Annotated in this window: 22 protein-coding genes; 17 read left to right on the top strand and 5 right to left on the bottom strand. The window is 65.1% G+C overall.

All coding sequences use genetic code 11. The features are described from left to right. Window positions 1-87: 87 nt before the first annotated feature. The 4 genes from JMJ54_RS14295 to JMJ54_RS14310 all read left to right on the top strand — a co-directional run bounded on the left by JMJ54_RS14295 (window position 88) and on the right by JMJ54_RS14310 (window position 3,654). The gene (locus JMJ54_RS14295) at window positions 88-279 is read left to right on the top strand and encodes a hypothetical protein (protein ID WP_203539228.1); all 192 of its coding nucleotides are present in this window, start codon (window positions 88-90) and stop codon (window positions 277-279) included. A gap of 375 nt (window positions 280-654) precedes the next feature. Next, window positions 655-1,743 (top strand): sigma-54 interaction domain-containing protein, encoded by a 1,089-nt coding sequence (locus tag JMJ54_RS14300; RefSeq protein WP_203539229.1) that lies wholly within the window; start codon window positions 655-657, stop codon window positions 1,741-1,743. A gap of 115 nt (window positions 1,744-1,858) precedes the next feature. Further along, on the top strand, window positions 1,859-3,064 hold the full coding sequence (locus JMJ54_RS14305; RefSeq protein ID WP_203539230.1) for an MFS transporter: 1,206 nt from the start codon (window positions 1,859-1,861) through the stop codon (window positions 3,062-3,064). 254 nt (window positions 3,065-3,318) lie between these two features. Next, the gene (locus JMJ54_RS14310) at window positions 3,319-3,654 is read left to right on the top strand and encodes a DUF2325 domain-containing protein (RefSeq protein ID WP_308438008.1); all 336 of its coding nucleotides are present in this window, start codon (window positions 3,319-3,321) and stop codon (window positions 3,652-3,654) included. Window positions 3,655-3,695: 41 nt separating this feature from the next. Here the strand turns inward: JMJ54_RS14310 and JMJ54_RS14315 are convergent, their stop codons facing one another. Next, complete coding sequence (locus tag JMJ54_RS14315) at window positions 3,696-4,088, bottom strand: VOC family protein (protein WP_203539231.1); 393 nt, start codon at window positions 4,086-4,088, stop codon at window positions 3,696-3,698. A 209-nt stretch (window positions 4,089-4,297) separates the two neighbouring features. Between JMJ54_RS14315 and JMJ54_RS14320 the strand changes: the two genes are divergently transcribed. After that, window positions 4,298-4,702, top strand: a complete 405-nt coding sequence (locus JMJ54_RS14320; protein ID WP_203539232.1) for a VOC family protein — start codon at window positions 4,298-4,300, stop codon at window positions 4,700-4,702. A gap of 66 nt (window positions 4,703-4,768) precedes the next feature. On the opposite strand, the gene JMJ54_RS14325 is transcribed toward JMJ54_RS14320, so the two are convergent. From JMJ54_RS14325 to JMJ54_RS14340, 4 genes are all read right to left on the bottom strand, one after another. Continuing rightward, on the bottom strand, window positions 4,769-6,112 hold the full coding sequence (locus JMJ54_RS14325) for an LLM class flavin-dependent oxidoreductase (protein WP_203539233.1): 1,344 nt from the start codon (window positions 6,110-6,112) through the stop codon (window positions 4,769-4,771). Between the two features lie 82 nt (window positions 6,113-6,194). After that, the gene (locus JMJ54_RS14330; protein ID WP_203539234.1) at window positions 6,195-7,118 is read right to left on the bottom strand and encodes a TauD/TfdA dioxygenase family protein; all 924 of its coding nucleotides are present in this window, start codon (window positions 7,116-7,118) and stop codon (window positions 6,195-6,197) included. A gap of 124 nt (window positions 7,119-7,242) precedes the next feature. Continuing rightward, on the bottom strand, window positions 7,243-8,208 hold the full coding sequence (locus tag JMJ54_RS14335; protein ID WP_203539235.1) for a TauD/TfdA dioxygenase family protein: 966 nt from the start codon (window positions 8,206-8,208) through the stop codon (window positions 7,243-7,245). A gap of 26 nt (window positions 8,209-8,234) precedes the next feature. Beyond that, the gene (locus tag JMJ54_RS14340; RefSeq protein ID WP_203539236.1) at window positions 8,235-8,501 is read right to left on the bottom strand and encodes a hypothetical protein; all 267 of its coding nucleotides are present in this window, start codon (window positions 8,499-8,501) and stop codon (window positions 8,235-8,237) included. Window positions 8,502-8,570: 69 nt separating this feature from the next. Between JMJ54_RS14340 and JMJ54_RS14345 the strand changes: the two genes are divergently transcribed. The 12 genes from JMJ54_RS14345 (at window position 8,571) to JMJ54_RS14400 (ending at window position 20,518) form a co-directional block, all read left to right on the top strand. Beyond that, window positions 8,571-10,019 carry a putative porin gene (locus tag JMJ54_RS14345; protein WP_203539237.1) on the top strand — a complete coding sequence of 483 codons (1,449 nt, stop codon included), beginning with the start codon at window positions 8,571-8,573 and terminating at the stop codon, window positions 10,017-10,019. Between the two features lie 10 nt (window positions 10,020-10,029). Continuing rightward, a complete protein-coding gene (locus tag JMJ54_RS14350) occupies window positions 10,030-11,103 on the top strand; it encodes an ABC transporter substrate-binding protein (protein WP_203539238.1) in 1,074 nt (357 codons plus the stop codon). 82 nt (window positions 11,104-11,185) lie between these two features. Further along, window positions 11,186-12,247, top strand: coding sequence for an ABC transporter substrate-binding protein (locus tag JMJ54_RS14355; RefSeq protein ID WP_203539239.1), 1,062 nt, complete (start codon window positions 11,186-11,188; stop codon window positions 12,245-12,247). Window positions 12,248-12,254: 7 nt separating this feature from the next. Then, the gene (locus JMJ54_RS14360) at window positions 12,255-13,301 is read left to right on the top strand and encodes an ABC transporter substrate-binding protein (RefSeq protein WP_203539240.1); all 1,047 of its coding nucleotides are present in this window, start codon (window positions 12,255-12,257) and stop codon (window positions 13,299-13,301) included. Next, entirely contained in the window at window positions 13,298-14,500 is a 1,203-nt protein-coding gene (locus JMJ54_RS14365; protein ID WP_308438009.1) for an MFS transporter, read from the top strand. The genes JMJ54_RS14360 and JMJ54_RS14365 overlap by 4 nt, the downstream gene beginning before the upstream one ends. 2 nt (window positions 14,501-14,502) lie before the next feature. After that, window positions 14,503-15,348, top strand: coding sequence for an ABC transporter permease (locus JMJ54_RS14370; protein WP_203539241.1), 846 nt, complete (start codon window positions 14,503-14,505; stop codon window positions 15,346-15,348). 17 nt (window positions 15,349-15,365) lie between these two features. Further along, the gene (locus JMJ54_RS14375; RefSeq protein WP_203539242.1) at window positions 15,366-16,229 is read left to right on the top strand and encodes an ABC transporter permease; all 864 of its coding nucleotides are present in this window, start codon (window positions 15,366-15,368) and stop codon (window positions 16,227-16,229) included. Window positions 16,230-16,274: 45 nt separating this feature from the next. After that, window positions 16,275-17,081, top strand: coding sequence for an ABC transporter ATP-binding protein (locus JMJ54_RS14380; RefSeq protein WP_203539243.1), 807 nt, complete (start codon window positions 16,275-16,277; stop codon window positions 17,079-17,081). A gap of 25 nt (window positions 17,082-17,106) precedes the next feature. After that, window positions 17,107-17,925 carry an NADPH-dependent oxidoreductase gene (locus tag JMJ54_RS14385; RefSeq protein ID WP_203539244.1) on the top strand — a complete coding sequence of 273 codons (819 nt, stop codon included), beginning with the start codon at window positions 17,107-17,109 and terminating at the stop codon, window positions 17,923-17,925. Window positions 17,926-17,933: 8 nt separating this feature from the next. Beyond that, window positions 17,934-18,734 (top strand): class I SAM-dependent methyltransferase, encoded by an 801-nt coding sequence (locus tag JMJ54_RS14390; protein ID WP_203539245.1) that lies wholly within the window; start codon window positions 17,934-17,936, stop codon window positions 18,732-18,734. A 31-nt stretch (window positions 18,735-18,765) separates the two neighbouring features. Continuing rightward, complete coding sequence (locus JMJ54_RS14395; protein WP_203539246.1) at window positions 18,766-19,383, top strand: glutathione binding-like protein; 618 nt, start codon at window positions 18,766-18,768, stop codon at window positions 19,381-19,383. A 91-nt stretch (window positions 19,384-19,474) separates the two neighbouring features. After that, window positions 19,475-20,518 (top strand): NADP(H)-dependent aldo-keto reductase, encoded by a 1,044-nt coding sequence (locus JMJ54_RS14400; protein ID WP_203539247.1) that lies wholly within the window; start codon window positions 19,475-19,477, stop codon window positions 20,516-20,518. Window positions 20,519-20,893 lie beyond the last annotated feature (375 nt).

Here is a 20,893-nt window from a genome sequence, read left to right on the forward strand (position 1 = left end):
CCAGTTTGCAATGCAGGAGGCGAGTCAGGCGTGGTCGGGCTGCGGGATCGGTGTAGGCTCAAGTATCTCGACTCCCGGAGACATGGCATGAAACCCAGTACGGAGTTGTACCTCGATACGCTATACGGTGCTGCGATCAGGAAGGAACGGGCGCTGTCCAGCGAAGATCAGGCCAAAGGCCTGCTGAAGAAGGAAGCCTTCCTCAAGATCCGCCAGATGCGCTGGGCGCATGAGGATCGGCGCCTCGCCACCGCGCCGCAGGAAGTCTGGGAAGAGTAGCTGCCTTGCCGTCCAGCGCACGGACGGCCTGTTCTTCCGCCTGAACCGGCCGGGTCGATCCCGGCCTGCGCTACCGTTGTCGCCATCGCCGCCTGCTTCGGGTTGGCCCCCGTGGCGCGTGTCCTTACCCTTGCGTGTGGTACCGCAGGGGTTTTCGTTTCCGACAGATCGTTCGTATCGATACCTTGTGCATGAGTTCCGGGTGCCGCCGCAGCGGCCTTTCCTTGCTGACGATGCTGCTTTTATATTCCTAATCGAAATTTGTTATTGGTTTGTAATTATTTGTTGGAATAAAGAAGCTGCGGTAAATTGCCTTACGCAACAATCGTAGGGCGCAGCGTCGCAAGACCGGTCGCCTGAACCCAGGAGACCCGAATGGACGCCAGCCCGACCCTGCTTTCTTTCCCCGGTGGCGATACGCCGCTGTCGATCCGCGCCAAGGCCGCGGTATTTGCCGACCAGACCTCGCGTGCACTGTTGCAACAGCTCGAACGGATCGCGCCGTCGACAATGCCGGTGCTGGTGATCGGCGAAACCGGGACCGGCAAGGAGCTGATTGCCCGACACATCCACCAGCTCAGCGGCCGCAAGGGGCCGTTCGTTGCGGTCAATTGCGGCGCAATCAGCGAACAGCTGGCCGAGAGTGAACTGTTCGGCCACGAAGCCGGCGCTTTCACCGGTGCGGTGGCGCGGCGCGAAGGCTGGTTCGAAGCGGCCCACCACGGCACGCTGTTCCTCGACGAAATCGGCGATCTGCCGCTGCCGCTGCAGGTGAAGTTGCTGCGGGTGCTGCAGGAAGGCGAGGTCGTTCGTGTTGGCGCACGCAAACCGATCCCGGTCGATGTCCGCCTGCTGGCGGCGACCAACGTCGACCTCGGGGATGCGGTTGCGGCCGGCCATTTCCGTCTTGATCTGCTGTACCGGCTGAACATCGCCCAGCTGCAGCTGCCGCCGTTGCGCGAACGGCGCGGCGACATCCTGCCACTGGTCGACTACTTCATCGGCCGCTACAGCCAACGTCTGCAACTGGCGCAGCCGCAACTGTCGGACGATGCCGCGCAGGCGCTGCTCGGCTATGCCTGGCCCGGCAACATCCGCGAACTGGAGAATGTCGTGCATTTCGCGCTGCTCGTCGCCAGTGGCGGCGAGATCCGCGCCGAGCACCTGAAGCTGGCGGGAGCACCGACACGGACGGTAGCACCGTCGGGCGTCGAGGTGCATGCAACGCCGCTGGTGGCGATGGGCCAGCAGCTGCGGGCGCTGTTCGCGGCCGGGCAACCGGGCCTGTACAACGAACTCGAACGGCTGATCCTCAACGAGGCTTACCGCCACAGTGGTTACAATCAGGTCCGCGCGGCAGCGCTGCTGGGTATCTCGCGCAACGTGCTGCGCACGCTGCTCAAGCGCCACGGCATGCTGCGCGACAGCGAGCCGGCGTGGCGTGGCGATGCGGTCGCCGCCTGAGGCGGTGCAGCCGGTAGATGGTTTTATTGTTTATTGTTGCATCGGGTAACATGTCAACCTTACCCGCAGCCGCATCGTTAGGCGGATATCCATCCGCCTGACGCCGTCCAGATCCATGTCCGCCGATTCCCTGCGTCACCACCGTCCCTTCCTCGCCTTCTGGTCCGCCCAGGTCATGACCGCAGGCGGCTTCCAGGTTCTGACCGTCGCCATCGGCTGGCAGATGTACACGCTGACCGGCAGTGCGCTCGATCTGGGGCTGACCGGTCTGTTCGAATTCCTGCCGCGCGTGCTGTTCATGCTGCAGATCGGCCATGTTGCCGACAAGTACGAGCGCCGGCTGATCTGCGCGCTGACCAAGGCGCTGCAGGTGGCCGGGGCGCTGCTGCTGTTTGCCGGCAGCATCGGTGGCTGGCTCAACCGTGAAACGATCTTTGCTGTCGCCTTTCTGCTCGGCACTGCACGCGCCTTCGAAATGCCGGCCATGCAGGCATTGCTGCCCGGCATCGTACCGGCGCCGCTGTTGCCGACGGCAGTTGCCGCAGCCGCGTCGGCGCGTCAGGCTGCCATCATCATCGCGCCGGCGATCGGCGGCTTTCTGTACGCGGTCGGCCCGGACCTGACCTATGGCCTGTCGGCGCTGGCCTATGCCGTTGCCACCGGCCTGATGTTCGCGTTGCCGCAGCAGAAACCGCAGGGCGGGGTGCAGAAGGCGACGCTGGACAACCTGCTGGCCGGCATCCGCTTCATCCGTTCGCGGCCGGACATCTTCGGTGCGATCTCGCTCGACCTGTTTGCGGTGCTGCTCGGCGGAGCGACGGCGCTGCTGCCGATTTTCGCCAAGGACATCCTGCATACCGGGCCGTGGGGGCTGGGGCTGCTGCGCTCGGCACCGGCGGTCGGGGCGATCGCGACCTCGATCTGGCTGGCGCATTTCCCGCTCAAACAGCGGGTCGGACGGACTATGTTCATTGCCGTCACCGTGTTCGGTGCCGCGACCATCGTTTTCGGCCTGTCGACGCAGTTCTGGCTGTCACTGGCGGCGCTGGTCGTGCTCGGCGTGGCCGACATGATCAGCATGGTGATTCGCGGCACCTTCGTGCAGCTGGAAACGCCGGACACGATGCGCGGCCGGGTCAGCGCGGTCAACGGCCTGTTCATCGGTGCATCGAACCAGCTTGGCGAGTTCGAATCCGGCGTCACCGCCGCGCTGCTCGGACCGATGCTGGCGGTCGTGCTCGGTGGCGTCGGCACTCTGGCGGTGGTCGTGATCTGGATGCGGCTGTTCCCGACGCTGGCCCAGCGCGACACGCTGCACTAGCGAGACTCTCGGAGCGACCCTCTGCATTCGACGTGCTCGGGTTCCGGCTTAGGTGTTCCGCTTGCCCGGCACCCCGAGTGCGCAGCACCCGGCACGATTGCACCCGGATTTTGTCAGTTGTCCGGCATGGTCGTACTTTGCTGACAGTCTGATTTGATTATTGATTGAATGGAATATTGATCTGAATTGATATTCTTTGTTGTTCTATTTTGACACGGCTAATCTGGCTCTACAGCCCGTGCAAGGACAACAAAATGACCGCTCACACTACGCATGCTGCGGCGCGCGCCGATGCGCTGCAGGCCTACATCGTCGGCGCCGACTCACTCGGCAACATCCCCGACGTGCTCGCCGATTACGGCATCCGCATCGGCCACCACATCACCGGCCGCAACCCCTCGCACCAGCGCCGCCCGAGCGGCATCAAGGGCATGGACATCGTCATCCTGTTCACCGATTTTCTCGGCCACAATGTGATGCGCAATTACCGCTCGGCTGCGCAGGCCGAGAACGTGCGCTTTGTCGCCTGCCGCCGTTCGACGTGCGCACTGGCGGCGTCGCTGGACCGGATCGGCGCGCAGGCGCGCTGAAACGGTTGCCACCTCCGGTGGCGGGGCCGGCCCGGCCCTCGCTAGCCGGCCATCGGCGTGCACAGCTCGACGAGGATGCCGTCCGGGCAGCGCACATAGGACACCGTCTGCCCCCAGGGCTTGTCGGTCGGTGCTGCCAGCTCGGTCGCGCCGGCACCGATCGCTGCGGCGTGCGCGGCCGCGACGTCGTCGGTGACCAGCGCGATCTCGAAGCCCAGCGGTTTGGGCGAATCGTGCGCGGCGACATGGCCGCCGGGGAAATTGGCATCGCCGAGGGCATGGTCGGCAAACGCCAGCGCGGTTTCGCCGGTCTCCAGCTCGCCGTAGCTGCCCGATTCGTGCAGGAAGCGGCGGCGCAGGCCGAAGGCCGATTCGAAGAACGCCAGCGATGCCGCAACGTCCGGCACGTAGATGATGGTGTAGCCGAGTTTCATGTGCTGCCTCTGTGTCGATGATCGGAATGGGGGGATTGCGGCGAGCGATGGCCTTGGCATCGGCTTGCATCCAACGTATTAGAACCTGGAAACAACTTTTATAAATTCCAAAATTCCATGAAAGAATCGGGCTGGCCGGCAATGACATTGTGATAAAAAGACACACCGGGAGCCACGACGGCGCCCGTTCCTACCGAAAGGATGCGTCCATGGCCCAGCTAGTGTTCATCAATCTCGCGGTCGACAACCTCGAACGTTCCAAAACCTTCTTCGCCGCGCTCGGTTACACCTTCAACGAGCAGTTCACCGACGAAAATGCAGCGTGCATGGTCATCAGCGACACGATCTACGTGATGCTGCTGGTCAAACCGTTCTTCCAGAACTTCACCGACAAGGCCTTGATCGATGCGCACACGCATGTCGAAACGCTGACCTGCCTGTCGTGTGAAAACCGCGCCGAGGTCGACGCACTGGTGGCCAAGGCGGTTGCCGCTGGCGGCAAGACGCCGCGCGAACCGAAGGACTACGGCTTCATGTACAGCCATGGCTTCGAAGACCTCGACGGTCACATCTGGGAACTGATGTATATGGATCCGGCGCACGTACAGCAGTAATCGCCGAGCCGGACAACAAAGCCCCGACACGTCGGGGCTTTGCTTTTGCGGGCCGGCGGGCAAGTCTCAGGCGGCGATGGCCTGCGGCCGGGCGTGACGGCTGATAGGGCGAGGCAGGCCCAGATGTTCGCGCAGGGTCTTGCCCGCGTACTCGGTCCGGAAAAGGCCGCGCCGCTGCAGTTCGGGGACGACCAGATCGACGAACTCGTTCAGGCCGGTCGGCAGTACCGGCGGCATCACGTTGAAGCCGTCGGCGCCGCCTTCCCTGAACCACAGTTCGAGCTGGTCGGCGATGCTTTCCGGCGTGCCGACGACGGTCCAGTGGCCGCGTGCGCTGGCGACGCGCTGCGCGAGCTGGCGGATCGTCAGCCCGTCGCGGCGCGCCAGCGCGACCACCAGCGCTTGCCGGCTCTTGTGGCCGTTGGTTTCCGGGATGTCCGGCAGCGGGCCGTCGAGCGGGTAGCCCGACAGGTTGAAGCCGAGCTGGCCCGACAGCAGCGCGACGCCGATGCGCGGATCGATCAGCGCCTGCAACTCGGCGAACTTCTGCTGGGCTTCGTCCTCGGTGCGGCCGATGATCGGCGAAATGCCGGGCAGGATTTTCAGCGAATCCGTACTGCGGCCGTAGCGCGCCAGCCTTGCCTTGACGTCGGCGTAGAACGCCTGCGCGTCGTCGAGCGTCTGTTGTGCGGTGAAGATCACCTCGGCGGTTTGCGCCGCCAGTTCGCGTCCGGCCTCGGACGAGCCGGCCTGGACGACGACCGGATGCCCTTGCGGCGGGCGGGGGATGTTCAGCGGGCCGCGCACGCTGAAGTGCTCGCCCTTGTGGTGCGGCGCATGCAGCTGGGTGGCGTCGAAGAACTGGCCGCTCTGCTTGTCGCGGATGAAGGCATCGTCGCCCCAGCTGTCCCATAGGGCGGTGACGACGTCGTAGAACTCGCGGGCGCGCTCGTAACGCACGCCGTGGTCGAGGTGGGCTTCGCGGTTGAAATTGCGCGCTTCGGCATCGGTCGCCGACGTGACCAGATTCCAGCCGGCACGGCCGCCGGAGAGGTGGTCGATCGACGCGAACTTGCGTGCAAGGTGATAGGGCTCGTTGTACGTCGTCGACGCGGTTGCAATCAGGCCGATACGCTCGGTCACGGTCGACAGCGCCGACAGCAGGGTCAGCGGCTCGAACTGGCCGATCTGGCCCGAGCGGCCGATGACTTCGGCCGGGTAGTCCCAGACGGCGACGCCGTCGGCGAAGAACACGCCGTCGAACTTGCCGCGCTCGGCGGTCTGCGCCAGCTGCTTGAAGTGGGCAAGGTTGAGGCCGGCATCGGCCTGGGCATCCGGATGGCGCCACGCGGCAACGTGATGGCCGCTGGTCAGCAGGAAGGCATTGAGGTGAAGCTGGCGTTGGCTCATGGCAAGCTCGTCGGGGAAGGGCGCATTGCTGCGCCCGTAGAGGGAAAAGCCGGGCCGTCGGGCCCGGCGTGTTCGGTCTGCCTCACGCGGCCTTGTCGGCCGGAATCTGCTCGTTGTTGGCCGCCGGTGCGAACTTCGGCACCTTGCTGATCGTGCGGCTGGTCTGGCCGTCGACCGACACCGCCGGTACGCCGGCAACGGTGACCCGGTGCAGCACGCGGTGCGCATCGCCGTAGTCGTTGATCGCATAGTGCTGGGTTGCACGGTTGTCCCAGATCGCCACGTCACCGGCCTGCCAGCGCCAGCGCACGGTGTTTTCGAGCCGGGTCACGTGGCTCTGCAGTACCGCGTAAATGTGCTGCGAGTCGGCACTGGTCAGATCCTTCAGCTTCTTGAAGAAGTGGCCGAGCAGCAGGTTGCGTTCGCCGGTTTCCGGGTGGACGTGGACGACCGGATGTTCGGTCTCGTACAGGGTCGACGTGAACACGTTCTTGTAGCGCTCGATCGCTTCCGGACTGACGTTCTGGCGATAGCTGGCGTAGTCGTACTCGTTGCTGTGCACGGCCCAGAGGGTGTCGGCCAGTTCGCGCAGCGACGCCGGCAGATCCAGATATGCGGTGTGGGTGTTGGCCCAGACCGTGTCGCCGCCGTGCTCGGGGATCTTGATCGCACGCAGGATCGACGCCTTCGGATAGGCGTCGACGAAGGTCACGTCGGTGTGCCAGCTGTTGGCACGGCCACCGTGGGCCGAGTCGAGCTCGAGCACGTAGTCGGTACCGTCGACCGTCGGCACGGTCGGATGCGCGACCGGATCGCCGAGCAGGCTGGCGAAGGCCTGCTGGCCTGCATCGTCGAGCGTCTGACCGCGGAAGAACACGACCTTGTACTTGATCAGCGCGGCGTTGATCTCGGCGATGACGTCGGTGGACAGCGTGCCCGACAGCTGCACGCCACGGATTTCGGCACCGATGCGACCGGCGACCGGATGGAGGGTGATCTGGCTCATGACAAACTCCTAAGTAGTAGGGCGAACACTCGGACTGCGGGGGTAAAGCGCTGGTACTCGAACTGCGAAGGATTCCGTGCCGCATCCGGGCGCAGCCGGCGAAGGCATGCGCCCGAAGGCCGGATCAGAACGGGCGCGAGCCGGCGAGGCTGACGCGTTTCAGGACGCGGCGTTCGTTCTCCGGGAAGGCCGTGCGCGAATGCAGCGTGGCGCGGTTGTCCCAGAACACGATGTCGCCGAGCGTCCACTTGTGCTCGTAGCGGTATTGCGGCTGCTGGATGTGCGCGCGCAGCCGGGCGATCAGCGCCGCGCCCTCGGCCGGATCGATGCCGAGGACTTCATCCTCGGTATGTGTCGACAGCCACAGCACCTTCTTGCCGCTCTCCGGGTGGGTACGGACCAGCGGTGCCGGGAAGCCCGGGCCCAGCGGTTCGCGGTCCGGCGTGCGGTAGGCCGGCCACTCGGGCGACTGGCCGCGCTGGACGAGGCGGGCGTTGTCGACGATGCGCAGGAAGGGGTTGTAGGTGATGTGCTGCAGCCCGGCGATCTGCGCCTTGGTATCGGCGTCGAGGTCTTCGTACGCCTGATGGATGTTGTAGAAGCTGGTGTCGCCGCCGGTGCTCGGCAGCTCGACCGCATACAGCAGCGAGCCGGCCGACGGGATCGGTGTCCACTGGTGGTCGGCGTGCGGTGTCAGCTCGCCGTTGCCGGTGTAGCCGCCCGGTGCGTTCGATACCGGGACCACGTCCGGCGTCTTGCCGCCATCGCTCGACGCCAGCACCGGCACGTCCTCGGGCGGGTTGAACACCGAGCCGAAGTAGGTCGCGAAGGTCAGCAGCGCCGCTTCGGACAGCTGCTGGCCCTTGAAAATCAGGATGAAGTGTTCGTGCTGCGCCTGCTTGAGCCGCAGGAGGGTCTCGGCGGCCTGCGGTCGGTTGGCGTCGAGGCCTTCGACAATGGCGCCGAGCGCGCCGTCGTTCTTGCGGATGGTGATCTGTTCGGGCGGCTGGATCGCATCGGGGCGGCCGGTGGCATTGAGTGCATAGAAAGCACGCGAGAGCTGGCTGGTCAGCGGCGGTACGGCGGTCATGCTGTTCTCCTGTTCGGTCGTGGCCCTCACCGGGCTTGCCACTCCTTCAGCGAAAAGCGTGCCAAACGCAACCAATCCAGCGTTGACGCGGCTTGCGCCGTTTCCGGTGCCGCGCAGCCGGAAAAACGTTGTTGAAATCCGGACACCGTGGTCAGCAGCGCTGCTGGATTTGCAGCAATGGCGCGGCCTGCGGGGTGGTTGCTGATTTCGCAGCAGGCTGTTGCGCGGTCATGTTGCAAACCGGGCAGTCCGGATCTTTTATTGCCGATTTTTCTAATGAATTTTGCTGGCATGCATTTCGCTTATATGAATCCGACGACATTCCTGCATAGGAGTGCGCATACGGATCAAGGGAGATCACCATGCAACAGCACAGATACTGGCTGGGTGCCGGATTGCTGGCACTGGCCAGCGCCGGTCATGCCGCCGCGCCGAGCAACGAAGAACTGCAAAAGCAGATTGCTGCCCTGAAGAAGGCGGTCGAGGCGCTGCAGCAGCAGCTCGACCAGAACGCGCAGGCCAGCAAGGCTGCGCCGGCGGTACCGGCCGCAACGGCGGTTGCCGCCAGCGATGCGGCCGGCGCGCCGGCAACGCGCGAAGACCTGCAGGGCGTGCAGGCCGACCTCGAGAACTTCAAGTATCAGGTCCAGCGTGATCGCGACACCGCGACGGCGACTAGTACGCGGGCACTCAACGTTGGCGGAACGATTCAGGCGCGCGCCGCCTACTCGACCCAGAACACCAGCACGCCTGCCGCCACGCCGGCCGGTGTCGTCAACGACCGCAATTCGAGCTTCGACGTGCCGACGGCGATCCTCGCGTTCACCGGCAACCTCTACAAGGATTACGACGAAGGCCGCAACCTCGGTTACCGGCTCTCGGCCGGTGCGTCACAGCAGACGGCGAGCAACAACAGTTTCCTCAACCTGCTCGATGCCTATCTGACCTACTCGGTGCTGCCGACGATCGATCCGGCGACCCCGCGTCTCGACGTCGCCTTCGGCCAGCAACTGCTGCCGTTCGGTCTCGAAGTGCCGGCGACCGAAGACCTGAAGCCGGTCATCCTGAACGCCCAGTTCACCACCCGTCTCGGTCTGGCGCAGCGCCAGATCGGCCTGATCGCCCGCGGCGACTTCGATCCGGTGGTCGATTACGGCTACAACTACCGTGCGCCATTGCTCTCGTACGCCTTCGGCGTCGTCAACGGCAACGGTCCGAACACCTCGGACAACAACAGCGCCAAGGACTGGGTCGGCCGGCTCGCGTTCACCGTGCCCTCCGATTACAACTCGTGGTGGCGTCAGCTCACCGTCGGCGGCTCGTTCTACCGCGGCAAGGCCAACCTGTTCGTACCGGGCAGCAGCACGCTGGTCGGCACCGGCGACCGGGTCCGCTACGGCCTCGACGTGACCTACAACCACGAACCGTTCGGCATTACCTACGAATACATCCAGGGCCGCGACGACACCCCGATCGGTACGACACAGGCCAACACCAAGGTCGCGTCGATCAAGAGCGATTCGCACACCGCGACCTTCTTCTACAACTTCGGCGAACAGTTCGTGAAGGGCTTCCGCGCCCAGGGTCGTTACGACGACTGGTGGCCGAAGTCCTACCAGCCGTTCTTCCGCTATGACCGCTTCGACCCGAACACCGACAAGACGAGCGACGAATCGACCGTCTACACGGCGGGCCTGAATGTGTTCTTCGCCCAGACGACCAAGTTCCAGCTCAACGTCAATTACACCGACGACAAGGCCAAGAGCCTCTCGTACAGCGACTTCCTCGCCCAGTTCCAGTTCGGTTTCTAAGGAGATGAACATGCAACGTAGACATTTCCTTCTTTCCACGCTGGCTCTGGCGCTGGGACTTTCGCTGCCCGTGGCGGGCCGCGCCGACGACAAGCCGGCGGTGATCCGCATTGGCGTCGCATCGGTCGGGACCGGCAACCGGCCGGTATTCGGCGGCTCGTCGGTCGCGCTCGCCAACGTCAAGGGCGTGCTCGAGGAGGAGTTCAAGGCCGACGGCATCAAGGTCGAGTGGAACTTCTTCAAGGGCGCGGGCCCGGCGGTCAACGAGGCGGTGGCCAACAAGCTGATCGACTTCGCCTGGCAGGGCGACCTGCCGTCGCTGATCGGCAAGGCCGGCGGACTCAAGACCCGGCTGCTGATTGCCGACGGCACGCGCGGCAACGCGTATCTGGCGGTGCCGGCCGACTCGACCGCGAAATCGATCGACGACCTCAAGGGCCGCAAGGTGGCGCTGTTCAAGGGCACCAACGCACAGCTCGTCGTCGCCAAGGTGCTCGATGCGCGCGGTGGCCTGTCCGAGCGCGATTTCAAGTCGATCAACATGGACGGCGCGACGACGCAGGCGGCGATCGCGACCAAGGACATCGACGCCGGCTGGTTCGGTGCCGAGGTCTACGGCCTCGTCGACCGCGGCATCGCGCGCATCGTCTACACGACCAAGGGCCAGTCGCCGAATCTGGCCCGGCAGACGCACTTCCTCGTGACCGAAGACTTCGAGAAGAAGTACCCGCAGATCACCCAGCGCGTCGTCACCGCGCTGGTGAAGCAGGCGGCGTGGGCGTCGGACGACAAGAACCGCGAGCAGGTACTGCAGCAGTGGAGCAAGTCCGGCGTGCCGTACAGCGCGTGGAAGCTGGACTACGACGGCACGCCGCTGCGCGTGCGGCTCTCGCCGCTGTTCGACGACTACTTCGTCCAGCACTACCGCGATGCGCTGGCGCTGTCGAAGAAATACAAGCTCGTCCGCGGTGATGTCGACATCGATACCTGGCTCGAGCCCAAGTACCAGCGTCAGGCGCTGCGTGACCTGAAGCTCGAAGGCTACTGGCCGGACAACGACGCCAAGGGCACGCCGAAAAAATAGTCGCTACCAGCTACGGGCCGAACCGGCCCGGACAGACCGGTGGCGCCCACAAGGCGCCGCATCCACCGCAGGAGAGAAAACCATGAAAACACTGTTCCGTTTCGCCGCCGCCGCACTGGCCTTTGCGCTGGGCGCCGATGCCATCGCGGCCGGCGCACCGAAAGTCATCCGTATCGGCGTCTCGCAAGTCGGCACCGGCAACCGCCCGGTCGTCGGCGGCAGCACCATCGGCGTCGTCGCCAGCCGTGGCGAGATCGAGGAGGAGTTCCGCAAGGACGGCATCAAGGTCGAGTGGAATTACTTCAAGGGCGCCGGTCCGGCCGCCAACGAGGCGCTGGCCAACAAGCTGCTCGACTTCATTTTCCAGGGCGACATGGCCTCGCTGGTCGGCCGCTCCAGCGGACTCAAATCGAAAATCATCGTCGCGCAGACCCGCAACGGTCCCGGCTACATCGCCGTGCCGACCGGTGGCAACGAGCAGAGCATCGATGACCTGAAGGGCAAGAAGCTGGCGGTGTTCAAGGGTACGGCCGGCCAGCTTCAGCTGGCGCGGGTGTTCGATCAGAAGGGGCTCGCCGAGCGCGATTTCCGCACCATCAATATGGATACCGCGACCACGCAGGCGGCGATCGCGACCAAGGACATCGATGGCGGGCTGTTCGGCGCCGACATCTTCCCGCTGGTCGATCGCGGCATTGCCCGCGTCATCCAGAAAACCGGCCCGGAGTTCGGCCTGACCAGCCACGTGCTGGTGACCGAGGACTTCGAGAAACAGTACCCGGAAATCGTCCAGCGCTTCGTCAACGTGGTGGTGAAGACGCAGGCGTGGGTCGGCGACGAGAAGAACCGTGATCAGGTGTTCCAGCAGTGGGCCAAGTCGGGCACGCCGTATTCGGCCTTCAAGCGCGATTACGAGGGGACCTCGCTGAAGGAGCGCCAGAGCCCGCTGCTGGACGAGAACTTCTACGCCCACTACCGCGATTCGCTGGCGCTGGCGAAGAAATTCAAGCTGGTGCGCGGCGATATCGACATCGATCAGTGGTTCGAGCCCAAGTACCTGAAGCAGGCGCTGAAGGAACAGAAGCTCGAAGGCTACTGGGCCGAGCTGAACGTGGCCGGCAAGCCCAAACTCGCGGCCAAGTGAGGCGATGATGAAACGCGCACTCGTCTCCTTGCTGTTCGGTTTTGTGTCGGCGTTCGGTGTCGCTGCCAACCCGGCGGTGATCCGCGTCGGCGTGTCGACCGGTGCCAGTGGCAGCCCGGCCACCTTCGGCGGTGCGGCCACGGCGATCGCGCAGCAGCGCGGCGTGCTCGAGGCCGCGTTCAAACCCGACGGCATCAAGGTCGAGTGGGTGTTCTTCAAGGGTGCCGGCCCGGCCGCGAACGAGGCTCTGGCCAGCAAGCAGCTCGACTTCATCTGGCAGGGCGATCTGGCCGCGATCACCGGCAAGGCCGGCGGCCTGAAAACACGCATCCTGCTCGGTGACAGCCGGCTGGCGCCGAGTTACCTCGTCGTGCCGGCGAAATCGAAAGCCGCCTCGCTCGAAGACCTGAAAGGGCAGAAGTTCGCGCTGTTCAAGGGCACGACGCAGCAACTGACGTTCAACCGGATCGCTGCGCAGCGCGGTCTGGCCGAGCGCGACTTCCGGACCATCAACATGGACGGGGCGACCACACTGGCGGCGCTGGCTGCCGGCGATGTCGACGGCGTCTATCTGCCGGTGAACGCATTGCAGCTGCAGGAGCGCGGGCTCGTCCGGGTGATCGAGGACACGCGCCGCGATCCGCTGGTTGCGGCCCATACGCACCTGCTGGTCGACGCCGCATTCGAGCAGCGTTATCCGCAGCTGGTGCAAAAGCTGGTCAGCGCCCTGGTGGCCAACGCAGCGTGGACGAGCGACGAGGCCAATCGCCAGCAGGTGTTCACCGGCTGGGCGCGCGCCGGCGTGCCGGTTTCGGCGTGGCAGCGCGATTACCAGCCCGATGCGCTGAAGCAGCGGCTAACGCCCTTGCTCGATCCGTTCTTCTACGCGCACTACCGCGATGCGGTGCGCTTCGCGCGCCAGTTCGGCCTGATCCGCAAGGATGTCGACGTCGACGCCTGGATTGCGCCGCAATACCTGCGCGAGGCGCTGAAGGCGCAGAAGCTCGAACAGTACTGGACGCCGCTGGCGGCCGACGGCAAGGGGGCGGCGTGAATCCGTTGCACGCCTTTGTCGCCCGGCACCGCTTCCTGCTCGGCTTCGTGCTGCTGACGTCGACGGCGGGGATCAGCGTCGGTCTGGCCAAGGTCACGACCTCGTTGTACGCGTTGTCGCTGGGCGCCAGCGCGACCAGCTTCGGGCTGATCGCCGGCGCGCAGAGCATCGGCATCCTGTTCATGAGCCTGGCCGTCGGCGTCATGGTCGACCAGTACGGCCCGGGCCGGCTATTCCGCATCGGTTGCGTGCTGGTCGGGCTGGTGTATCTGGCGGTGCCGTTCTTCGCCTCGGTGCCGTGGCTGCTGACGTGCACGGCGCTGGTCAGCTTCGTGATGCCGCTGCGCTTCGTCTCGCTCAACACGGTGTTCATGCAGCAGCTCGAACGCGTCGGCGAGACCAAGGCCGGCTGGTTCCGCGGCTCGCACATGCTCGGCATGTTCCTGCTCGGCCCGGTGCTGGCGGCGGGCATCGTCGACTGGATCGGTTTCGCCGCGAGCTACTGGCTGATCGGCACGACGTTTGTCGCGGCGGTGCTGCTGGCACCGCTGGTTTTCGGCCCGGCGCGCTACCGCGCTGAGGCGCCGAGGTCGCTGAACTGGCGAGAGCTGCGCAGCCAGATGGCGCTGCTGGCTGATGACGTGTCGCTGCGCGATGTCAGCGTGATCGAGTTCGTCGGTGGCGCGGCGCATATGTATTACAGCTTTTTCATCGTCGCGGTCGCCGTCCACGGTTTCGGCCTCGGCGCATCGCATGCCGCCGGGCTGATCTCGCTGCAGGGCGCGGCCTATATCGCAGCGCTGTTCCTGCTCGGTGCCGGGCTGCCGCGACTGGGTGAAGCCCGTTTCTATCTGGGAGGCTTCACGCTGGCATCGGCCGGCCTGCTGCTGATCGGCCTCGCGCGTGCACCGGTCCTGCTGTGGCTGGGTGCACCGCTGCTCGGCCTGGGGCTGGGCATCCAGCAGATCGCCAATCTGGCGCGCTTTGCCCGGATCGGCGCGCGGCTCGGTCGCGGCAAGGTCGCCGGCCTGATGGCCCTGGTCGGCCCGGCGGGCGGCCTGTTCGGCAGCGTCGCCGGCGGCGTGCTCGGCGAGCTGTTCGGCCTGCAGCCGCTCTTCCTCTGTTTCGTCCCGTGTTTTCTCTGGTTCGCCTGGCGCGTGTTCGCGCGCCGCGATGCCGTTCTTGTACAAGGAGTCTGATCATGTCTTTGACCGAAACACTGCCCGTACCGGCGCTGGCGGCTCCCGCTGCCGCCGCCCGGACCGCGCAGTTGCTGGCCGGTTTGCGCAGCCGGATCTGGCGCGGGGCGCTTGCGCTGATCCTGCCGCTGGCGGTTCTGGCGTTGTGGCATGCCGCCACGCTGAACGGCTGGGTGGCGCAGCAGATCCTGCCTGCGCCGACGCTGGTATGGAGCACGCTGTTCGATCTGTGGGATTCGGGCGAACTGTGGACGAACCTGTCCATCAGTCTGACCCGCGTGGCGTGGGGCTTTTCGGCCGCACTGGTGTTCGGGCTGGCACTGGGCGTGGCGATGGGCTTGTCGAAAACTGCCGAGGCGTATCTGTACCCGAGCTTCAAGGCGATTTCCGAAGTGCCGGTGCTGGGCTGGATTCCGCTCCTGATCATGCTGGTCGGCATCGGCGAGGCGATGAAGATCCTCGTGATCGCCAAGGCTGCAGCGGTGCCGATCACGATCAACACCCAGCAGGGCATCCGCAACATTCCGCAAGCCTATCTCGAGGTGGCGCGCGTTTACCGCTTCAACCCGCGCCAGCTGTGGCTGAAGGTGATCTTCCCGTCGACGCTGCCCAGCCTGTTCAACGGTTTCCGTTACGGGCTGACCAATGCCTGGCTCTCGCTGGTGACGGTCGAACTGCTCGCGTCGAGCGAGGGCATCGGTTACCAGATGGTCTGGGGCCGGCAGCTGTTCCAGCTCGACGTGGTGATGGCGTGCATGGTCGTCATCGGCGTGGTCGGCCTGGCCATCGACCTCGTGCTGCAGGTCATCGAAACCCGTTTGCTGCGCTGGCGGCGCGCTGCGTTCTAATTCATAGGAAGACCGGTATGAGCAATCCGACCATCCAAACCGTTCCGGCCATCGTCCCCGACGAAGTGCCGGCCACGCCGAGCGACTCCCGCCCCGGCATCCTGCAACGCGGCCTGCAATTCCTGTGGCGGCGAGACTGGCGCGGCTTTGTCCTGCCGTTGCTGGCGCTGGCGCTCTGGTGGGGCGTGACGCATTTCAAGCTGGCCAATACCGAAGTACTGGCGCCACCCGGTGCGGTACTGATCGAAGGGCTGCATCAGGTCTTCAACGGCGGATTCGTCTGGGACCTGACGGCGAGCATTTCGCGCGATCTGGCCGGTTTCACCATCGGTGGCCTGGCGGGGTTCGCGCTCGGCACCTTGCTCGGCACTTCGCGTCTGGCCGAGCTGCTGGTGGCGCCGAGCTTCAATGCGGTCAAGCAGATCGCGCTGTTCGCGTGGATTCCGATGATCTCGGTCTGGTTCGGCATGGGCGAGCCGGCCAAGGTGGTGTTCATCTCGCTGGCGGCGTTCTACCCGGTGGCGATCAATACCTTCGAAGGCATCCGCAGCGTCAACCGCGACTACGCCGAAGTGGCGCGCGTCTACGGGTTCAGCCGGCTGCAGCTGTGGCGCCGGGTGATCCTGCCGGCAGCCAGCCCGCAGATCTTCACCGGCCTGCATCTGGCGCTGATCTACGCATGGCTGGCGACCATCGGCGCCGAGTATTTCCTCAAGTCCGGCTACGGCGTCGGCAACTCGATGATCGACGGCCGCGAGCATTTCAACATGGGCTCGGTGCTGTTCGGCCTCGTCGTCGTCGGCAGCATCGGCGCATTGCTGAACCAGCTGGCCGTCCGTCTCGAACACCGTGCGCTCAAGTGGCGCAACCGCAGCGCCTGATTCCGGACGGCACCGTCCGATCCAATCAAAAAGGGGAACCCCAAAATGAGCACGCTCAGTCTCAATCACGTCGGCAAACAGTACAGCGTCAAGGGCGAACAGCTCGACGTCCTCGACGACATCAATCTGCACATCCAGCCGGGCGAATTCGTCGCCATCGTCGGCAGCTCGGGTTGCGGCAAATCGACGCTGCTGCGGCTGGTGATCGGCCTCGATGACGACTATCGCGGCGAGATCCGCATCGACGGCCAGAAGATCAGCGGCACCAGCCTCGATCGCGGCATCGTCTTCCAGGAGCACCGGCTGTTTCCGTGGCTGACGGTCGAGCAGAACGTCGGGCTGGCGCTGGAAAATTCGCCGCTCTCGCAGGCGGAGCGCAGGCAGACGATCGCCGATCACCTCGATCTCGTCGGCCTCAAGGGCTTCGAGACCGCGTACCCGTACCAGCTGTCCGGCGGCATGAGCCAGCGCGTGGCGATCGCGCGCGGCCTCGTCAACCGTCCGGGCGTGCTGCTGCTGGACGAACCGTTCGGCGCGCTCGATGCGCTGACCCGCGCCAACCTGCAGGCCGAGCTGCGGCGCATCTGGCAGCAGGAGGGCATCACCATGATTCTGGTGACCCACGACGTCGAGGAAGCGGCCTTCCTCGCCGACCGCGTCATCGTGCTGCAACCGCGTCCGGGCCGGATCAAGCGCATCGTGCCGGTGACGCTGCCGCATCCGCGCAATCGCGCCGATCCGGCCTTCGTCGCGATCAAGGACGACGTGCTGTCGGAGTTCGGCCACGAGCCCAAGCCGCAGCTGCTCGAACCGGTCGCCCGGCCGTTCGGTGATTACGTTTTTGCCTGGTAACCCCGGCCCCGGAGATCAGAACACGATGAGCGCACTTTTCCAGTTGCTTCATGACCGTTACGGCAGCGAACAGGATGTCCGCGTCGACGGCAACGCCGTGCTTGAAAGCCTGCTCGGCCACCGCTCGGTCCGTGCCTTCCTGCCGGACGACCTGCCGGCAGGCACGCTCGAAACGCTGATTGCCGCCGCGCAATCGGCCCCCAGCTCGTCCAATCTTCAGGCGTGGAGCGTCGTCGCGGTCGAGGATCAGGCCCGCCGCTACCGGTTTGCCGACTGGACGGGCGGCCAGCAGCACATCCGCGATGCACCGCTGCTGCTCGTCTGGCTGGCCGATCTGTCACGGCTGGAGCGGCTTGGTACGCAGCTCGGCGAGCCGGTGGCCGGGCTCGACTATCTCGATTCCTTCCTGATGGGCGTGATCGACGCGGCGCTGGCGGCGCAGAACGTCGTCACCGCGGCCGAATCGCTCGGGCTCGGCACCGTTTACATCGGTGCGATCCGTAACCGGATCGATCAGGTCGCCGCCGAGCTGGCGCTGCCGGCCAAGGTGGCGCCGGTGTTCGGTCTGGTCATCGGCCATCCTGACCCGACAAGGCCGGCCGCGATCAAGCCAAGGCTGCCGCAGTCGGCCGTGCTGCACCGCGAGCAGTACGCGGTGAGCGAGCAACAATCGGCGGTCGACGTGTACGACGTGGTGATGCGCCGCTTCTATACCGCGCAGGGATTGCCGCCTCAGGCGTGGTCGGCGCATTCGGTCGCCCGGGTACGCGGGCCGGAAACGCTGTATGGCCGCGACCGCTTGCGCGAGCAGATCGAAGCGCTCGGCTTTTTCATCGACAACTGAGGATCATCATGCCCAGTCTTGTTCTCGATACGCAGGAGCTGGCCGAGCAGTACGACGCCGTCAGCGATCTGCAATACGAGCATGGCCAGCATCTGCTGAACGCGCTGCAGCTGCGCCCTGGCGAAAGCCTGCTCGACCTAGGCGCCGGTACCGGCCGGCTGACCGAGCTCGCTGCACGGCATCATGTCGGCCCGACCGGGCGCGTCGTCGGCCTCGAACCGTTGCCGCTGCGCGTCGACATTGCCCGCAAGCGTGCGTCGCCGTGGCATCACGCCGAAGTCGGCCGCGCCGAGGATCTGTCACGCTTCGCCGCCGGTGCGTTCGATGCGGTGATCCTCAACAGCGTCTATCACTGGCTGCAGGACAAGGACACGGTACTGCGCCAGGCATGGCGGGTGCTGCGTCCCGGCGGCCGGATCGCCATCAGCAGCGCCAGCCGCGAACGCCCGCACGACGTGCAGAAGCTGGTCGCCGACGTGCTGGCGCAAGCCGGGCTCGGCCGGCGCAGCGGGAGCGGCAGTACACCGCATCCGGTGACCTTCGCCGAACTCGCGGCCCAGCTCGAAGCCGCCGGCTTCCATGTCGACGACGTCCGCCTGCGTCGCTTCGCCGACCGCTTTGCCGATGCCGATGCGGTCCGCGTGTTCAGTCAGGCCAGCTCCTTCGGCAATTTCCTTGGCGAGTTCCTGCCGGACGTGCGCGACGGACTGCTCGTTGCGCTCGATGCCCGGCTCAATCAGCACCGGGACGGGAACGGCATTCTGCTTCACCGAAACCTGTTGTTCGCGCTTGCCCACAAACCGGCCTGAAGCCGGAATACATATAGATAAGGAGAAAAACATGAGCACACTGTTTACCGCCCGTGACGCCTGCTCGTTCGGCGCCCACGTTGTCGTTCGCGAACTCGACCTGCCGGTTGAAGTCGTTCGCGTACCGTTGCGCACGGCCGAGTCGCCGATCCATGCGGTCAATCCGCTCGGCCGGGTCCCCGCGCTCCGGCTCGACGACGACACCGTCATCACCGAGAACGGCGCGATCCTGCCTTTCCTCGCAGACCTGAAACCGGGCACGACGCTGTTTGCGCTGCCGGGCGATCCGGAGCGCGCGCAGATCCAGAGCTGGATCAGCTACATCAGCACCGAAATCCATGCCGCCGGTTTCCGTCAGGTCAACCGCCCCGAGCGCTATTCGGCCGATCCGGCGGCGCACGACGGCATCCGTCAGCAAGCCGCGAAAACCTTGCATGCCGCCGTGGCACATATTGACCGTCACCTTCAGGGCCGAGAATGGCTGGTCGGCAACCGTTTCACCATTGCTGACGCCTATCTCGGCGTGTTCGTGCGATGGACTGCCCGGCTCGGGCCGGACTTTACCGGCTTCGACGCGCTGAACCGCTTCCGTGAAGCCTATCTGGCGCGCCCGAGCGTTCAGGCCGCGCTGGCGGCGGAAGCAGGCTGATCCGGCGGCGCATTATATATACACGTCGACAGACGTCTGATTGGGCGCAGCCGCGGTGTGGTGCTGCGGGCTGTGCAAGGAGGAGGGAAGCATGGAATACCGGAAGCTGGGCCGTAGTGGCCTGGAGGTCAGCCTGATCGGGCTGGGGACGATGACCTGGGGTGAGCAGAACACCGAGGCAGAGGCGCATGCGCAGATCGACTACGCACTCGATCGCGGCGTCAATCTGCTCGACGCCGCCGAGATGTATCCGGTGCCGCCACGGCCGGAAACGCAGGGACGTACCGAGCAGTACATCGGCAGCTGGATTGCCAGAACCGGCCGGCGCAAGGACATCGTGCTGGCGACCAAGGCGGCGGGACCGGTGCGGCAGTCGCACCAGCCTTCGCATATTCCGGCGGGCGGCTTTACCGCCGCCAATCTGGAGCGCGCACTCGACGCCAGCCTAAAGCGGCTGCAGACCGATTATGTCGACCTGTACCAGCTGCACTGGCCGGATCGCAGCACCAACACCTTCGGGCGTCTGGGCTATCCGTGGATCGAGGGCGAGGAAAGCGTCGCGATCGAGGCAACGCTGGATGCGCTGGCCGCTTTCATCAAGGCGGGCAAGGTAAGGGCGATCGGTGTCTCGAACGAAACACCATGGGGGCTCTCGCGCTTTCTCAATGCAGCCGACCGGCTCGGGCTGCCGCGCGTCGCCAGCATCCAGAATCCGTACAACCTGCTGAACCGGACATTCGAAATCGGCCTGAGTGAATTCAGCCATCGCGAGGAAGTCGGCCTGCTGGCGTATTCGCCGCTGGCTTTCGGCGTGCTGAGCGGCAAGTACCTCGACGGTGCCAAACCGCAAGGCGCGCGCCTCAGCCTGTACGAGCGCTTCTCGCGCTATACCAATCAGCAGGCTGAAGCGGCGGCACGCGAGTACGTCGGACTGGCAAAGCGTCTTGGACTGACACCGGTGCAGCTGGCGCTCGCCTTCGTCAACAGCAGGCCGTTCACCACCAGCAACCTGATCGGCGCGACCACCTTGGCGCAGCTAAAGGAAAACATCGACAGCATCGATGTGAAGCTGGGTGAAGTGGCGTTGAAGGAAATCGAAGCGATCCACACCCGCCAACCGAGTCCCGCACCGTAAACGCAAACCACGTTGAACCCAGGGCGGCCGTCAGGCCGCCCTGGGTGTTTTGGGGGCGGTGAAGCGGGATCTGCCGGTGTTTGACGGACCGGCAGCGGCGTTCGGGCCGGTTTGGCCTGTCTGGTTGGGGCAAAACTGACGGATTTCATGCGTATGGCATGAGTTTGTCAGCTTTGACGGGCGCTGTTGGCCGGTGTCGCAGGGAAGCTTGGTTTTTGTTTGATGAAATTTCACTGTCCGATCAACGATTTATCGGTTCGGCGTGAAATTTGTTCGGGCGGGGTGTTGACGGGGGAAGGGGAAGTGCTTAAAGTTGCGTTCTCTGCTGATGACGCAGCGAAAGAAACGAAGCGAAACCCGCCGAGTTTACCGAGC

The sequence above is a fragment of the Jeongeupia naejangsanensis genome, assembly GCF_016865585.1.
GTDB classification, from domain to species: domain Bacteria; phylum Pseudomonadota; class Gammaproteobacteria; order Burkholderiales; family Chitinibacteraceae; genus Jeongeupia; species Jeongeupia naejangsanensis.

What these genes read in the sequence shown, in the direction of transcription:
- JMJ54_RS14400 (WP_203539247.1), top strand. Translation starts at nt 19,475, where the DNA reads ATGGAATACCGGAAGCTGGGCCGTAGTGGCCTGGAGGTCAGCCTGATC.
- JMJ54_RS14360 (WP_203539240.1), top strand. Translation starts at nt 12,255, where the DNA reads ATGAAACGCGCACTCGTCTCCTTGCTGTTCGGTTTTGTGTCGGCGTTC.
- JMJ54_RS14295 (WP_203539228.1), top strand. Translation starts at nt 88, where the DNA reads ATGAAACCCAGTACGGAGTTGTACCTCGATACGCTATACGGTGCTGCG.
- JMJ54_RS14310 (WP_308438008.1), top strand. Translation starts at nt 3,319, where the DNA reads ATGACCGCTCACACTACGCATGCTGCGGCGCGCGCCGATGCGCTGCAG.
- JMJ54_RS14370 (WP_203539241.1), top strand. Translation starts at nt 14,503, where the DNA reads ATGTCTTTGACCGAAACACTGCCCGTACCGGCGCTGGCGGCTCCCGCT.
- JMJ54_RS14320 (WP_203539232.1), top strand. Translation starts at nt 4,298, where the DNA reads ATGGCCCAGCTAGTGTTCATCAATCTCGCGGTCGACAACCTCGAACGT.
- JMJ54_RS14305 (WP_203539230.1), top strand. Translation starts at nt 1,859, where the DNA reads ATGTCCGCCGATTCCCTGCGTCACCACCGTCCCTTCCTCGCCTTCTGG.
- JMJ54_RS14385 (WP_203539244.1), top strand. Translation starts at nt 17,107, where the DNA reads ATGAGCGCACTTTTCCAGTTGCTTCATGACCGTTACGGCAGCGAACAG.
- JMJ54_RS14390 (WP_203539245.1), top strand. Translation starts at nt 17,934, where the DNA reads ATGCCCAGTCTTGTTCTCGATACGCAGGAGCTGGCCGAGCAGTACGAC.
- JMJ54_RS14340 (WP_203539236.1), bottom strand. Translation starts at nt 8,501, where the DNA reads ATGCCAGCAAAATTCATTAGAAAAATCGGCAATAAAAGATCCGGACTG.
- JMJ54_RS14315 (WP_203539231.1), bottom strand. Translation starts at nt 4,088, where the DNA reads ATGAAACTCGGCTACACCATCATCTACGTGCCGGACGTTGCGGCATCG.
- JMJ54_RS14330 (WP_203539234.1), bottom strand. Translation starts at nt 7,118, where the DNA reads ATGAGCCAGATCACCCTCCATCCGGTCGCCGGTCGCATCGGTGCCGAA.
- JMJ54_RS14350 (WP_203539238.1), top strand. Translation starts at nt 10,030, where the DNA reads ATGCAACGTAGACATTTCCTTCTTTCCACGCTGGCTCTGGCGCTGGGA.
- JMJ54_RS14395 (WP_203539246.1), top strand. Translation starts at nt 18,766, where the DNA reads ATGAGCACACTGTTTACCGCCCGTGACGCCTGCTCGTTCGGCGCCCAC.
- JMJ54_RS14335 (WP_203539235.1), bottom strand. Translation starts at nt 8,208, where the DNA reads ATGACCGCCGTACCGCCGCTGACCAGCCAGCTCTCGCGTGCTTTCTAT.
- JMJ54_RS14380 (WP_203539243.1), top strand. Translation starts at nt 16,275, where the DNA reads ATGAGCACGCTCAGTCTCAATCACGTCGGCAAACAGTACAGCGTCAAG.
- JMJ54_RS14355 (WP_203539239.1), top strand. Translation starts at nt 11,186, where the DNA reads ATGAAAACACTGTTCCGTTTCGCCGCCGCCGCACTGGCCTTTGCGCTG.
- JMJ54_RS14300 (WP_203539229.1), top strand. Translation starts at nt 655, where the DNA reads ATGGACGCCAGCCCGACCCTGCTTTCTTTCCCCGGTGGCGATACGCCG.
- JMJ54_RS14375 (WP_203539242.1), top strand. Translation starts at nt 15,366, where the DNA reads ATGAGCAATCCGACCATCCAAACCGTTCCGGCCATCGTCCCCGACGAA.
- JMJ54_RS14325 (WP_203539233.1), bottom strand. Translation starts at nt 6,112, where the DNA reads ATGAGCCAACGCCAGCTTCACCTCAATGCCTTCCTGCTGACCAGCGGC.
- JMJ54_RS14345 (WP_203539237.1), top strand. Translation starts at nt 8,571, where the DNA reads ATGCAACAGCACAGATACTGGCTGGGTGCCGGATTGCTGGCACTGGCC.